We start from the raw sequence: 13476 nt of genomic DNA on the forward strand, positions 1-13476 counted from the left end.
GTCGTCCATGGGGCGAGAAGCTCGCGGTGGGGGCATTGACGGGGGCGATGGTCCTGGCACCCAGTGTGACCGCTGCGGCAGCCGGCAATGCCGGCACCAGCAACGGCAACGGCGCCTCCGCCACTGGCCAGCCGGACCCGGCTCCCGGCTCGAACGGGAGCGACAACGCCAACGACGGCAGCAACGGCAACGGCAACGCCAACCCGGGCAACAACGGCAACGGCAGTGGTGGCAGCACCGGGACCGGCGGCTCCGACACCGGCGGCGGTAGCGGGCAGGGCGCGGGCGGCGCCGGTGGGACCGGCCCGGGCTCCGGCGAGACCGGCGGGACCGGAGGCACCGGAGGCACCGGAGGCACCGGAGGCACCGGACAGGGTTCCGGCTCCGGCTCCGACAACGGCGGCTCCGGGAACGGCGGGACTGGAGGCACGGGACAGGGCTCCGGCGGGACTGGAGGCACGGGACAGGGCTCCGGTTCCGGCTCGGACAACGGCGGCTCCGGCGGCTCCGGCGGAAGCCAGGGCAACAGCGGCGGGTCTGGCGGCACCGGACAGGGCTCCGGCTCGGGCTCGGACAACGGCGGCTCCGGCGGCAGCCCGGGCAACGGCGGCAGCCAAGGCGGCGGCTCCGACAACGGTGGCGGTAACGGCGGCTCGAACAACGGTGGCGGTAACGGCGGCTCGAACAACGGTGGCGGCAATGGCAACGGCCAGGGCGGCGGCCAGGGCGGTGGCAACGGGACCGGCCACGGCCACGGCGGTGGCAACGGAAACGGCCACGGCCACGGACACGGCGGCGGCAACGGCGGCGGCAACGGCGGCAACGGCGGCGGCGGCGGCAACGGCGGCGGCAACGGCGGCAACGGCGGCGGCGGCGGCAACGGCGGCGGCGGCGGCAACGGCGGCGGCGGCAACGGCGGCGGCGGCAACGGCGGCGGCGGCAACGGCGGCGGCGGCAACGGCGGCGGCGGCAACGGCGGCGGCGGCAACGGCGGCGGCGGCAACGGCGGCGGCGGCAACGGCGGCGGCGGCAACGGCGGCGGCGGCAACGGCGGCGGCGGCGGCAACGGCGGCGGCAACGGCGGCGGCGGCGGCAACGGCGGCGGCGTCCCGGTGACGCCTCCGGTCGTGGACCCCGGCACCCCGAGCTCGCCCGGCACCCCCACGACCCCCGTGGTGGTCCCGAAGGTCCCGCACGTCACCCCGCAACGGGTGGAACCGCCGGCCACGCCGGTGACCGAGGCGGCGGCCCCCGCCGTGCAAACCCTTCCCATGACCGGTTCAGAGCCAGTGGGTCCCCTCATGGCACTGTCCGCACTGTTGATGACGGTGGGTGCCTTCCTGCGCAGGGTGGCCCGACAGCATCCCTGAGGTGGCACCTCGCCGGCCCTCGCCGGCACACCGCTCAACACGACGGAGCCCCCAGCCCGACTGCCGCTGGGGGCTCCGCCGTGCCACCACGGGTCGGCGGCTCGGGGTTCCACCGTCGGCATGAGCCGCAGGTCGGGCAAAGGGGTGCCCCGGTGTGCGGGCCCGCTCGCCCCTGCGGGCGAGGTCGCGGCACTGCGTCACGCCTACGCTCCGGGTACGGCAATCCCCGTGCCGGCTCAGAGCAAGGAGTGAGTGATGCTCCGTCCCCCCAGCCGGTTGCGCCACCGTCGTGGCGCGGCGACCGGCCGCACGAGCGGCGACCCCATGGGCGCCGATGCCCCACCCGTCGAGCCCCCCTCCGGGCACGACGACCGCGAGACCTCCCCCACGGCAGAGCCCGTGGCCACCACCGCGGCAGCACCCGCCGGATCCCGGCCCCCGGCGTTGACCACCACCCGCCGACCGGGCACGTTCGTCATGACCGACGAGGAGGGTCACGAGGTCGGGGTGATCCAGGGCGACTACGTCATCGGCTTCACGGTGCGCTACCTGGGCCGGGCGCGGTTCATCAAGGACCTCGACGAGGCCAAGGCCGAGATCACCAGGGCCTGGCTGGAGCAGCGCGCCGGCTGACCCCACATCCCACCTCGAGTTCGTCGAAAGGGACACGTCCGCAGCGCGGAGGTGTCCCTTTCGTCGACCTCAGGGGTCACGTGCCCGAGACCCGAGGGCCGGGCGGCTCAGCCGAGCAGCGAGTGCCGCTCGATCGTGGCCTCACGGCCCGGGCCGACACCGACGGCGGAGATGCGCGCGCCGATGAGCTCCTCGAGCCGCTCGATGTAGCGCTGGGCGTTGACCGGCAGCTCCTCGAACGTGCGGCAGCCGGAGATGTCCTCGCTCCAGCCGGGCAGCTCCTCGTAGACCGGGACGGCGTGGTGGAAGTCGCTCTGGCTGACCGGCATCTCGTCGTGGCGGACGCCGTGCACGTCGTAGGCCACGCACACCGGGATGGTCTCCAGCCCGGTGAGCACGTCCAGCTTGGTGACGACGAAGTCCGTCACCCCGTTGACCCGCGTGGCGTAGCGGCCGACGACCGCGTCGACCCAGCCGCAGCGGCGCGGCCGGCCGGTGGTCGTGCCGAACTCGGCACCGACCTGGCGCAGCCGCTCGCCCATCTCGTCGTGCAGCTCGGTCGGGAACGGCCCCTCGCCGACGCGCGTGGAGTAGGCCTTGAGGATCGCGATGACCCGGTCGATGCGGGTCGGCGGCACGCCCGAGCCGGTGCAGGCGCCGGCCGCGGTGGCGTTGGAGGAGGTCACGAACGGGTAGGTGCCGTGGTCGACGTCGAGCAGCGTCGCCTGGCCCGCCTCGAACAGGACCGTCTTGCCCTCGTCGAGGGCGTTGGACAGCAGCAGCCCGGTGTCGGCGACCATGGGACGCAGCCGCTCGGCATACTGCGTGAGCTCCTCGACGACCTCGTCGACCTCCATGGCGCGACGGTTGTAGATCTTGACGAGCACCTGGTTCTTCAGGTCGAGGGCGCCCTCGATCTTGGCGCGCAGGATCTTCTCGTCGAACAGGTCCTGCACGCGGATGCCGACGCGCGACATCTTGTCGGCGTAGGTCGGGCCGATGCCGCGGCCGGTGGTGCCGAGGCGGCGGCTGCCCAGGAAGCGCTCGGTCACCTTGTCGAGCACCCGGTTGTATGACGGGATCAGGTGGGCGTTCGCGCTCACCACGAGGCGCGAGGTGTCGACACCCCGGGCGTTCAGGGCGTCGATCTCCTCGAAGAGCACCGACAGGTCGACGACGACGCCGTTGCCGATGACCGGGGTGCACCCGGGGGTGAGGATGCCGCTGGGCAGCAGGTGCAGGGCGTACTTCTCGCCGTCGATGACGATGGTGTGGCCGGCGTTGTTGCCGCCGTTGAACTTCACGACGTAGTCGACACTGCTCCCGAGCAGGTCCGTCGCCTTGCCCTTGCCTTCATCGCCCCACTGGGCGCCGACCAGCACGATCGCCGGCATCCGGGCCACCTTCCTCAACGTGTACGTCTGCGGCACACCCGCCCGTCCGATGGTGCGGGAATGGCTCAGGCCCCGCCGCTGGTGCGCACGGGGCCCGTGCGTCCGAAGGTTACCGGCTCGTGATGCCCGACCACGAACTCACCCACGCGGGGTGGTCCCGCCCACCCCGGGTCGGTGGGCTCCGATCAGGCCCCGCCGCTGGGCCGCGACGCCGAGCTGGAAGCGGGTGTCCGCCCCCAGGTCGCCCATCAGACCGGCCACCCGGCGCCGGACGGTGCGCACCCCCCAGCCGAGGTACCGGGCGATCGCCTCGTCCTTGAACCCGCCGGCCAGCAGGGTGAGCAGCCGGCGGTCGGCGTCGGTCTCCTCCGAGTTGTCCGGCACCGGCAGGGCGACCGACCAGGCCAGGTCGAACATCGTCGTGAAGGCCGAGACCAGCATCCCGTCACGGATCACGACGTAGTCCGCCCCGGCGTCGCGCCAGGTCGCCACGGCCAGCACGACCTCACTGCCGAAGACCGCGAACTCGCTCGGGGGGTTGTCCGTGACCCGCTGCTGCTCGCCGACGTCGGCCCAGCCCCGCATCCACCGCTGGCTGGACGGGTCCTCGAGCGCGGCCATGGGGTAGAGCGCCCGCTGCTCGCGCCCGGCGGCGACCGCGGCCTGGCCGGTGCGGTAGGTGTCCCCGTCCAGCCCCGGCCCCACGTCGACGCTGACGACCGAGGTGCGGATGACGCCGCTGGTGATCCGGATCGTGTGCTCGACCAGGCTCGGCGCGAGCTGCGCCGAGACCTCCTCCCAGGCGGGGCGCCGGGAGGCCTGGTTGCCGGCCAGGCCCACGCGGTGGTCGGCGGTGAACTGGACGATGGCGTTGCGGGCCTCGGACAGCTCGCGCCGCCGGGCGTCCAGCCGGGCCTCCTCGCTGTCGATGAGGCGCTCGAGCGCGGCACGCGGGTGCTCCACGACGACCTGGCGATCGGTGGTCTCGCGGACGAGCCGGATGGCGATCAGGGACTGGAGGGCGGTCGTGGCGTCCTCGACGCTCCACCCCAGCTCGGCGGCGTGCGTGGCGATGTCGCTCGTGGCCGAGCGCAGGATCCGGCGGTAGAGCGTCTCGGCCGCCTCGGGCACGCGGAAGGGCGCCAAGAAGGGGCTCATGCCGGGCCGCCCGGGAAGGACCGGAGGCCCTCGACCGGCCGGTGGTCAACCCTGCCAACGATCGATGTCATGTTTGGCAGGTTACGGCCATTGGCATAGAAGAGCCATCATCCTGTGGCGAAACAGTGCATCATCGATGAAGGCCGCCGAGGGACGCGCAGGGGACACAAGCCCTCCGGCCGACCAGCAGGATCTCTCTCGCAGAGGCCCTGCTCATCGCAGGGGGCAGTGCCGGGGGTCGGGATCCGTCAAGGGTCCCGGCCCCCGGCACTTCTGTGTGCATGTCTTCCGCCTCCGACCGCGCCGAGGGGGCCGTATGCCGGGCGTGGCGAGACTCCCTCCACCCGGCCCCGGGTGGAGCGGCTCAGCGGCCGAGGTTCTCCAGGATCGTGGCGTTGGCCATGCCGCCGCCCTCGCACATCGTCTGCAGGCCGTAGCGGCCGCCGGTGCGCGTCAGGTGGTGGACCAGCGTCGCAGCCAGGCGAGCGCCCGAGCCGCCGAGCGGGTGGCCGAGCGCGATCGCCCCGCCGTTGGGGTTGAGCCGGGCCCGGGCTGCGCCGGTCTCGGCCAGCCACGCCAGCGGCACCGACGCGAACGCCTCGTTGACCTCGAAGGCGTCGATGTCCCCGATGCCCAGACCCGCCTTGGCGAGCGCCTTGGCGGTGGCCGGGATCGGGCCGGTGAGCATGATGACCGGGTCGACGCCGGCCAGGACGGTGGTGTGGACCCGGGCCAGCGGCGTCCAGCCGTGCGCCGCGGCGATCTCCGAGGTGGTGACCAGCATCGCGGCGGCGCCGTCGGAGATCTGCGAGGCGTTGCCGGCGGTGACCGTGCCGTTCTCCTCGAACGCCGTCCGGAGGCCGCCCAGGACCTCCACCGTGGTGCCCGGCCGCACGCCCTCGTCGGTGGTGAACACCGTCGCCGGGTCGCTGCCGTCGAGGACGACCGACCCGTCGGCCGCCAGCGGCACCGGCACGATCTCCTCGTCGAACGCGCCGGACTTCTGCGCCGCGGCGGCGAGCTCGTGGGAGGAGACGCTGTACGCGTCGACGTCCCCGCGGGAGAGCCCCCACTGGCGGGCGATCATCTCCGCGCTGATGCCCTGGTTGAACTGCACTCCCTCGTAGCGCGCCATCACGCCGGGGCCGAACGGCACGCCGGGGCCGTTGGCGACGCTGGAGCCCATGGCGACGCGGGTCATCGACTCCACGCCACCGGCGACCGCCACGTCGTACTGCCCGCTGATGACGCCGGCGGCGGCGAAGTGGAGGGCCTGCTGGCTGGAGCCGCACTGGCGGTCCAGCGTGGTGGCCGGGACCGACTCGGGCCAGCCTGCGGCGAGCACGCCGTTGCGGCCGACGTTGAAGCCCTGCTCCCCGACCTGCGAGACGCAGCCCCAGATGACGTCGTCGACCAGCGCCGGGTCCAGGCCGACCCGGTCGGCGAGGCCGCGCAGGACGACGGCGCTGAGGTCGGCCGGGTGGGCCCCGGCGAGGGCGCCCTTGCGGCGGCCTACCGGGGTCCGCACGGCCTGGACGATGACGGCGTCACGCATGGGGGTTCTCTCCTGATGTCGGTGGTGGGTGGAACGGGTCCCGCTACAGGCCGAGGTCCTTGGCGATGATCGTCTTCATGATCTCGCTGGACCCGCCGTAGATCCGCGAGACGCGGGCGTCGGCGTACATCCGGGCGATGGGGTACTCGAGCATGTAGCCGTAGCCGCCGTGCAGCTGCAGGCAGGCGTCGACGACCTCGGCCTGGAGCTCGGTCGTGTAGAGCTTGACCCGGGCGGCGTCGGCGCCGGTCAGGGTGCCCGCGTCGAGGTCCTCGAGGGCGGCGTCGACGAGCTGGCGGCCGGCCTCGACCTTGGCCGAGAGGCCGGCGAGGACGAACTTGGTGTTCTGGAAGGACGCGATCGGGGTGCCGAAGGCCTTGCGCTCGCGCACGTAGTCGCGGGTCAGCTCGATCGCCCGCTCGCAGCTGGCCTGCGACGACACCGCGATGGACATCCGCTCCTGCGGCAGGTTCGCCGTCAGGTGGGCGAACGCCTGGCCCTCCTGCCCGAGCAGGTTGGTCCCCGGGACGCGCACGTCGTCGAAGAACAGCTCGCCGGTGTCCTGGCTCTTCAGGCCGATCTTCTCCAGGTTGCGGCCGCGGGTGAACCCGGGCATGCCGTCCTCGACCACGAGCAGGGTCAGCCCGGCCCGACGGTCCTGCGGGTCCCGGGAGGTGCGGGCGACCACGACGACGAGGTCCGCCTGGACGCCACCGGTGATGAAGGTCTTGGTGCCGTTGAGCACGTAGTCCTCACCGTCACGCACCGCCGTGGCGCTGATCCCGGCCAGGTCGGAGCCGGTGCCCGGCTCGGTCATCGCGATCGCCGTGACGAGCTCGCCGGTGGCGAAGCCGGGGAACCACCGCTCCCGCTGCGAGGGCGTGGCGTAGGCGAGGAAGTACGGCAGCACCACGTTGAGGTGCAGCTGGAGGGCGCCGGTCACCGCGCCGGTGCGGGCGACCTCCTCGGCCAGGATGGCGTTGAACCGGAACGAGGTCTCTCCCCCGCCGCCGTAGGCCTCCGGCACCTGCAGGCCGGTGACCCCGATCGCGCCCAGCTCGGCATACAGGCTCTTGGGGACGAGCCGGGCGTGCTCCCACTCCTCGACGTGGGGGACGACCTTGGCGGTGAGGTAGGCCCGCAGGCTCTCACGGAAGGCCCGCTCCTCGGCTGACTCCGCCCGCCTGCGCATCGGCGCTCTCCGTCCCGTGGGGTACCCGCTCCTGCGGCGAGGTTACCCATCAGTAGCCAGACACGGAACAGGCGCCGGGCGCGTGACATCTCACACGCCGGCGCCTGTCGGTGACGACGGGGTCAGAGGCCGAGCGCGCGGGCCGCCTCGGCCGAGGAGTCGCGCAGGAAGTCGGCGCAGCGGCGCTCCTCGTCGGTCTCGCCGATCGCCCCGGCCGCCCGGCTGAGGGCGGCCAGCGCGCGCAGGAAGCCGCGGTTGGGCTCGTGCGACCACGGCACGGGGCCCTGGCCCCGCCAGCCGTTCTTGCGCAACGCGTCCAGCGCCCGGTGGTAGCCGGTGCGGGCGTAGGCGTAGCCCTCGACGGTGCGCCCGTCGGCCAGCGCCGCCTCGGCGAGGGTGGCCCAGGCCAGCGAAGAGGTGGGGTGGGCCGCAGCGACGGCCGCCGAGTCCTCCCCTGCCGTCAGGCGGGCCGCAGCCGGGTCCTCGGGGAGCAGGGTCTCGGGGATGCCGAGCAGGTTGCTCACTTGGCGTGCGTCCCGGCCGAGCGGAGGTTCTCGCAGGCGGTGACGACCCGGGCGGCCATGCCCGCCTCGGCCTCCTTGCCCCACGCGCGGGGGTCGTAGGCCTTCTTGTTGCCGACCTCGCCATCGACCTTCAGCACGCCGTCGTAGTTCTTGAGCATGAAGCCGGCCACCGGGCGCGTGAACGCGTACTGCGTGTCGGTGTCGACGTTCATCTTCACCACGCCGTAGTCGACGGCCGCGGCGATCTCCTCCGGCAGGGAGCCGGAGCCGCCGTGGAAGACCAGGTCGAACGGCTTGGCGTCGGCGGCCAGGCCGCGGGCCTTGATGACCGCGTCCTGGGCGTGCTTGAGGATCTCCGGGCGCAGCTTGACGTTGCCCGGCTTGTAGACGCCGTGGACGTTGCCGAAGGTCAGCGCGGTCATGTAGCGGCCGTGCTCGCCGAGGCCGAGCGCCTCGACGGTGGCGAGGGCATCCTCGGGGGTGCTGTAGAGCTTCTCGTCGATGGCGCCGACGACGCCGTCCTCCTCGCCGCCGACCACGCCGACCTCGATCTCGAGGATGACGTCGGCCGCCTTGCACGCGTCGAGCAGCTCCCGGGCGATCTGGAGGTTCTCGGTCAGCGGCACGGCCGAGCCGTCCCACATGTGCGACTGGAACCACGGGGTGCCACCGGCCCGGACCCGCTCGGTGGAGGCGGCCAGGAGCGGTCGGACGAAGCCGTCGAGCTTGTCCTTGGGGCAGTGGTCGGTGTGCAGCGCGATGTTGACGTCGTACTTCTTCGCCACCTCGTGCGCGAACGCGGCGAAGGCCAGCGAGCCGGCGACCATGTCCTTGACCGTGGGGCCGGAGAGGTACTCGGCGCCGCCGGTGGAGACCTGGATGATGCCGTCGCTGCCGGCCTCGGCGAAGCCGCGGATCGCGGCGTTGAGGGTCTGGCTCGAGGAGACGTTGATCGCGGGGTAGGCGAACGACCCGGCCTTGGCACGGTCGAGCATGTCTGCGTACACCTCAGGTGTCGCGATGGGCATGGTGGCTCCCTCACGGTCCGTTGGACGCACGCCGTTGTGCGACCGGGCTTTTCGCCATCCTAGGGCGAGGGGTGCTGCCCGAACACGTGACGTCGGACCCATGCGTGCATGGCGACCGCCGCCGCGGCGCCGGCGTTGATCGAGCGGGTCGAGCCGTACTGGCCGATGTCGAGGATGACCTCGCAGCCCTCCCGGGCCGCCGCCGACAGGCCCGGGCCCTCCTGGCCGAAGAGCAGGACGCAGTGTCGCGGCAGGTCCCAGGTCTCCAGCGGCACCGAGCCGGGCAGGTTGTCGATGCCGATGACCGGTATGCCGTGCCCGCCGGGCCCGTGGGTGGCGGCCCAGGCCAGGAGCGCCTCGACGCTCTCGTGGTGGTGCTCGTGCTGGTAGCGGTCGGTCACCATCGCGCCCCGGCGGTTCCACCGCCGCCTTCCCACGATGTGGAATGCCTTCGCGTTGAAGGCGTTGGCCGTGCGGATGACCGAGCCGATGTTGAAGTCGTGGGCCCAGTTCTCCACGGCGACGTGGAAGTCGTGCCGGCTCAGGTCCAGGTCGTGCACGATCGCCTCGTGCGTCCAGTAGCGGTAGCGGTCGGCGACGTTGCGCCGGTCGCCGGCCGCGAGCAGGCCCTCGTCATACCGGGGGTCGCTCGGCCAGGGCCCCTCCCAGGGGCCGACCCCCACCTCGTGCGCGTCGTTCACGCAGGTCACTCTCCCAGACCGGTCCTCTACCCTCGTGCCCGTGATGCACTCCCTGGGCCCCAGCTGGCTCGACCCCCAGACCCTGCTCCAGCAGTACGGCACCGCGGCCCTGTGGATCAGCGCGGCGATCATCTTCGCCGAGTGCGGGCTGTTCACGGCGTTCCTGCCCGGTGACTCGCTGCTGTTCACCATCGGCCTGTTCGCCGCGCAGGCCAACAACCCCCTGGGCCTCCCCCTGCCGGTCGTGTTCGTGGTGCTCGCGGCGGCGGCGCTGCTCGGCAACGTGGTGGGCTACGAGATCGGCCGGGCGCTCGGCACGCCGCTGTACAACCGGGACGGCCGGTTCATCAAGCGGGAGTACTTCCACAAGACGACCCACTTCTTCGACCGCTACGGCAACCGCGCCATCGTCATGGGCCGGTTCGTGCCGATCGTGCGGACCTTCATCACCGTCGTGGCCGGTGTGGGCAAGATGGAGCGCCGCCGCTTCTTCACCTACAGCGCGATCGGCGCCGTCCTCTGGGCCGTTGGCGTCACCCTGCTCGGCTACTTCCTGGGCCAGATCAGCTTCGTGAAGAACAACCTCGAGCTGATGCTGCTGCTCATCATCGTCATCTCGCTCATCCCGATGCTGATCGAGTGGCTGCGGCACCGCTCGGCCGCGAAGTCGGGCGCGAGCGAGTCCGAGGACTCGGTCACCGGCCCCCTCTGAGCCCCCGAGCTCCGAAGCGCCCGGGTCACCTCACGGTGACCCGGGCGCTTCGCTGTGGTGTATGCCGTGTGGCCGGGTCAGGCACCCGCCGCGGTGAGGATGCCGTCGGTGAGGAACCCCAGGAAGAGGCCGCCGAGGATGCACCAGGTGGTCAGCTCCTTCATGCCGGTCCGCCGGGCCACCGAGAGCAGCTCGATGACGACGTAGAGGACCGAGCCGGCCGCAAGGCCGAGGAAGGCGATGGCCAGGGTGTCGTTGACGATGCTCTGGCCGATCAGGGTGCCCACGAAGGTCGGGCCGCCGCCGATCAGGCCGAGCAGCGCGAGGCGCCCCCAGGACGGGCGCTGGACGTCGCCGGCCAGCGGGGCGACGATGCCGAAGCCCTCGGTGGCGTTGTGCAGGGCGAAGCCGATGACCAGCAGCAGCGCCAGCGACAGCTCCCCGCCGGCGGCGGAGTTGCCGATCGCCAGGCCCTCGGCGAAGTTGTGCAGGCCGATGCCCACGGCGATCATCAGCGAGAGATCGGCGGCCGCGGAGCGGCCCGGCGCCGGGGTCACGGCCGGGTCGGTGACCGGGGCGGCCGGACCACCCGGGGAGCCCGGGGTGCCGACGGGCACGGCCACCGGGGTGCTGAGCGCCTGCGAGCGCGCACGGCGGGCGGCCATCACCTTGTCGTAGTAGACGAGGCCGACCATGCCGACCGCGAGGCCGACCGTCATCACGGCGAAGCCCTGCAGCGCGGTGGACCACTTGTGCCCGGCCAGCGCGACGTCCACCGGCTCCCATGCATGCGCGAGGATGTCCCAGACGAGGAAGACGAGCACACCGATGGCGATGCCGTTGAGGGCCGCCTTGAGGCGCGGGGCCGGCTGACGCAGCCGGCCGACCGGCAGGCCGAGGAAGATCGTGAACCCGGCGATCGCGCCCAGAAGGGCGATCTGGCTACCTGACATGGAAACGGAACTCCGGAAACAGTCGGGGCACCCACCCCGAGTTAGGTGAGCCTCACCAAGGTAAGCCTCACCATGCCGTCCTGGCCAATCGCGCCCGTGCCGGACCTCCAGGTCCCGGCGCCGGCCGGCCCGGAGGGGCCGGCAAGCCGTGGGTAGGGTCGCCGGCACCGGTCACACGAGGGGGTCGCCATGGGCATGAAGTACGAGGTCACACCGCAGCGGTGGCAACGCGCCGGCGCCGAGGTCGGGCCGTCGGACGTGGCCTACGAGTGCCCGACCGGCGGACTGGACCCGTTCGACGTCACGGAGCCCGGGACGCAGCGCCTGTTCGAGGCGCGGGGACTGGGCCGGGCTTGGGTCACCACCCCCGAGGCAGACAGCGCGGCGTGGAAGCAGGCCTGGGAGGGCGGCGTCCCGATGGGCTACCGCACCCTGTCGTTGCTGGAGAAGCAGGCCGTCGTCGCCGAGGGCCTGCTGGTGGCCGAGTGGGACGCCGAACGAGAGCCAGAGCGCGGCAGCCTCCCTGCCTCCGAACGCACCTGGTGGGTGCTCTGCCGGGACGTCCACGACGTCAACCGGTGGGCCGAGGAGACCGGGCGGACCTTCCGCGGGATCGCCCGCGACGCGACGAGCCCGTCCCAGCTGCCCCGGGTCGCCGGCGACCGCCTCACCCTGCCGGCGGACTCCCACCACCAGGCCCTGCTGCTGGCCCTCACCCTGGGCGAGCGCCTCGGCGGTGCGCTCATGGTGGCCCGGCTGCTCGACCGCGCCGCCTGGCACTGACGCCCGGCGCGACCTGGTCGATCACGCCGGGCACCGGTGGGCCGCTCAGCTCGCGGCCGAAGCGACCGGCACGACCTCCGGGACCACCCCCACCGGCACGACCTCCGCCGCCACCTCGGTGGTCGTGTCCGGGACCGCCGTCGCGGCGGCCTGCGCGACCTCGGGGGCGACCGGCCGGGCCCGGTCGACGCCGCGCAGCTGCAGCACCATGGCCACGGTGACGAGGACCGCCAGCACCCCGCCGACGACGAACGTCCAGCGCGGCCCGAGCAGGCTGCCACTGAGGGCGCCGGCCCCCATCGCGACGACGGAGGCGGCGCGCGAGACGCCGGTGACGGCGGCGAGGACCTTGCCGCGGTCGCGCTCCGGCGGCCGGACGGCATACAGCGGGCCGGCGGCGGCGTTGGCCGCCGCGTTGGCCACGCCGACGGAGGCGAACAGCCCGCCGAGCACGACCACCGAGGGCGCCAGTCCGGCGACCCCGATGCCGAGCGCGGTGCCGGCGAAGCCCGCGAGCAGCACCCGCACCCGTGCGGCGTCGGTGCCCGCGCGCCCGGCCAGCCAGGAGCCGAGCACGGCGCCGACCCCGAAAACCGCCTGAACCACGCCGAACGCCGTCGTGCTGGCGTGGAGCTCGTCACGAACGAGGAAGACCTCCGCGACGTTGACGCCCTCGAGGACGACCACGAACGGCATCATCCACACGAAGGTCACCCACAGCAGCCGGTCGCGGCGCATCAGCCGCAGGCCGTCCAGCGCCCGGGCACGCCGCCGGACCGGCGCCGGGTCGGTGGGCCCCCGGTCGGTGCCGGGTGCCCCGGCCTTGCCCTGGGCACCACCGCGGCGGGTGCGGACGCAGGCGGCCGCGACGAGCAGGCCGGTGAACGAGGCGGCGTCGACCCACAACGCCCCGGAGACGCCCCAGCCACCCACCAGCAGGCCCCCGAGGGTCGCCCCGACCACCCCGGTGGCGGCCAGCAGGCCCTGCTGGAGGGCGCTGACCCGCCCCATGTCCTCGTCCCCGACGATCCGGGGCAGCAGCGCGCCCCACGTCGGGTTGGACACGGCCTGGCCGAGCTGGAGCAGCACCACCAGGGCCACCGTGGCCGCCAGCCGGTCGACGAGCGCGAGGCCGACGCAGGCCAGCATCTCCACCGAGGTGCTGGCCAGCAGCACGCGCCGGGAGTCGAACCGGTCGGAGACGTGGCCGGCCACGCCCATGAGCAGCACCGGCGGGAGGCTGAACGCGGCCATCAGGACGGCGACACCGACAGCACCGCCGCCCTGGTCGTGGATCCGCAGGGTGAGCGCGAAGAGGGCGAGGAAGTCGCCGACGTAGGACAGGGTCCGCGCCGGCATGACCAGCCGCAGGTCCCGGTGGCGCCACAGCGAAGGCCTGGTGGCGGCCGACTTCTGAAGTGATTGCTTCACAATTTGTGAAGGTACTGTTTCACATTGGGCGCGTCAAGCACT

The 13476-nt window shown here is 73.0% G+C and carries 13 protein-coding genes; 4 read left to right on the forward strand and 9 right to left on the reverse strand.

Annotated elements, in window-relative coordinates; all coding sequences use genetic code 11:
* Positions 1–26 precede the first annotated feature (26 nt).
* Both AC3ANM_RS10085 and AC3ANM_RS10090 read left to right on the forward strand, forming a co-directional pair.
* Positions 27–1370 carry a hypothetical protein gene (locus tag AC3ANM_RS10085; RefSeq protein ID WP_488284282.1) on the forward strand — a complete coding sequence of 448 codons (1344 nt, stop codon included), beginning with the start codon at positions 27–29 and terminating at the stop codon, positions 1368–1370.
* 255 nt (positions 1371–1625) lie between these two features.
* Entirely contained in the window at positions 1626–2003 is a 378-nt protein-coding gene (locus tag AC3ANM_RS10090; protein ID WP_488284283.1) for a hypothetical protein, read from the forward strand.
* 107 nt (positions 2004–2110) lie between these two features.
* On the opposite strand, the gene AC3ANM_RS10095 is transcribed toward AC3ANM_RS10090, so the two are convergent.
* The 7 genes from AC3ANM_RS10095 to AC3ANM_RS10125 form a co-directional block, all read right to left on the reverse strand.
* Positions 2111–3397: an adenylosuccinate synthase gene (locus tag AC3ANM_RS10095; protein WP_488284284.1), complete on the reverse strand. Its 1287-nt coding sequence runs from the start codon at positions 3395–3397 to the stop codon at positions 2111–2113.
* 138 nt (positions 3398–3535) lie between these two features.
* Positions 3536–4555, reverse strand: a complete 1020-nt coding sequence (locus AC3ANM_RS10100) for a helix-turn-helix domain-containing protein (RefSeq protein ID WP_488284285.1) — start codon at positions 4553–4555, stop codon at positions 3536–3538.
* 364 nt (positions 4556–4919) lie between these two features.
* A complete protein-coding gene (locus tag AC3ANM_RS10105) occupies positions 4920–6110 on the reverse strand; it encodes a thiolase family protein (protein WP_488284286.1) in 1191 nt (396 codons plus the stop codon).
* Positions 6111–6153: 43 nt separating this feature from the next.
* Positions 6154–7302: an acyl-CoA dehydrogenase family protein gene (locus AC3ANM_RS10110; RefSeq protein ID WP_488284287.1), complete on the reverse strand. Its 1149-nt coding sequence runs from the start codon at positions 7300–7302 to the stop codon at positions 6154–6156.
* Positions 7303–7424: 122 nt separating this feature from the next.
* Positions 7425–7826, reverse strand: a complete 402-nt coding sequence (locus AC3ANM_RS10115) for a DUF3151 domain-containing protein (protein WP_488284288.1) — start codon at positions 7824–7826, stop codon at positions 7425–7427.
* On the reverse strand, positions 7823–8854 hold the full coding sequence (gene fbaA / locus AC3ANM_RS10120; protein ID WP_488284289.1) for a class II fructose-bisphosphate aldolase: 1032 nt from the start codon (positions 8852–8854) through the stop codon (positions 7823–7825). The genes AC3ANM_RS10115 and fbaA overlap by 4 nt, the downstream gene beginning before the upstream one ends.
* Positions 8855–8913: 59 nt before the next feature.
* A complete protein-coding gene (locus AC3ANM_RS10125; protein WP_488284290.1) occupies positions 8914–9555 on the reverse strand; it encodes a TrmH family RNA methyltransferase in 642 nt (213 codons plus the stop codon).
* A 43-nt stretch (positions 9556–9598) separates the two neighbouring features.
* On the opposite strand from AC3ANM_RS10125, the gene AC3ANM_RS10130 reads away from it, so the two are divergent.
* On the forward strand, positions 9599–10267 hold the full coding sequence (locus AC3ANM_RS10130) for a DedA family protein (protein WP_488287939.1): 669 nt from the start codon (positions 9599–9601) through the stop codon (positions 10265–10267).
* Positions 10268–10344: 77 nt separating this feature from the next.
* On the opposite strand, the gene AC3ANM_RS10135 is transcribed toward AC3ANM_RS10130, so the two are convergent.
* A complete protein-coding gene (locus AC3ANM_RS10135) occupies positions 10345–11220 on the reverse strand; it encodes a ZIP family metal transporter (RefSeq protein WP_488284291.1) in 876 nt (291 codons plus the stop codon).
* Positions 11221–11415: 195 nt separating this feature from the next.
* Here AC3ANM_RS10135 and AC3ANM_RS10140 point away from each other — a divergent pair, with 195 nt between their 5' ends.
* On the forward strand, positions 11416–12003 hold the full coding sequence (locus tag AC3ANM_RS10140) for a hypothetical protein (RefSeq protein WP_488284292.1): 588 nt from the start codon (positions 11416–11418) through the stop codon (positions 12001–12003).
* Between the two features lie 45 nt (positions 12004–12048).
* Here AC3ANM_RS10140 and AC3ANM_RS10145 read toward each other — a convergent pair whose 3' ends face one another.
* Positions 12049–13434, reverse strand: a complete 1386-nt coding sequence (locus AC3ANM_RS10145; protein WP_488284293.1) for an MFS transporter — start codon at positions 13432–13434, stop codon at positions 12049–12051.
* Between the last annotated feature and the right edge of the window lie 42 nt (positions 13435–13476).

The sequence above is a fragment of the Oryzihumus sp. JJN4-3R genome (assembly GCF_057747915.1).

What these genes read in the sequence shown, in the direction of transcription:
- AC3ANM_RS10090 (WP_488284283.1), top strand. Translation starts at nt 1,626, where the DNA reads ATGCTCCGTCCCCCCAGCCGGTTGCGCCACCGTCGTGGCGCGGCGACC.
- AC3ANM_RS10095 (WP_488284284.1), bottom strand. Translation starts at nt 3,397, where the DNA reads ATGCCGGCGATCGTGCTGGTCGGCGCCCAGTGGGGCGATGAAGGCAAG.
- AC3ANM_RS10100 (WP_488284285.1), bottom strand. Translation starts at nt 4,555, where the DNA reads ATGAGCCCCTTCTTGGCGCCCTTCCGCGTGCCCGAGGCGGCCGAGACG.
- AC3ANM_RS10105 (WP_488284286.1), bottom strand. Translation starts at nt 6,110, where the DNA reads ATGCGTGACGCCGTCATCGTCCAGGCCGTGCGGACCCCGGTAGGCCGC.
- AC3ANM_RS10110 (WP_488284287.1), bottom strand. Translation starts at nt 7,302, where the DNA reads ATGCGCAGGCGGGCGGAGTCAGCCGAGGAGCGGGCCTTCCGTGAGAGC.
- fbaA (WP_488284289.1), bottom strand. Translation starts at nt 8,854, where the DNA reads ATGCCCATCGCGACACCTGAGGTGTACGCAGACATGCTCGACCGTGCC.
- AC3ANM_RS10130 (WP_488287939.1), top strand. Translation starts at nt 9,599, where the DNA reads ATGCACTCCCTGGGCCCCAGCTGGCTCGACCCCCAGACCCTGCTCCAG.
- AC3ANM_RS10135 (WP_488284291.1), bottom strand. Translation starts at nt 11,220, where the DNA reads ATGTCAGGTAGCCAGATCGCCCTTCTGGGCGCGATCGCCGGGTTCACG.
- AC3ANM_RS10140 (WP_488284292.1), top strand. Translation starts at nt 11,416, where the DNA reads ATGAAGTACGAGGTCACACCGCAGCGGTGGCAACGCGCCGGCGCCGAG.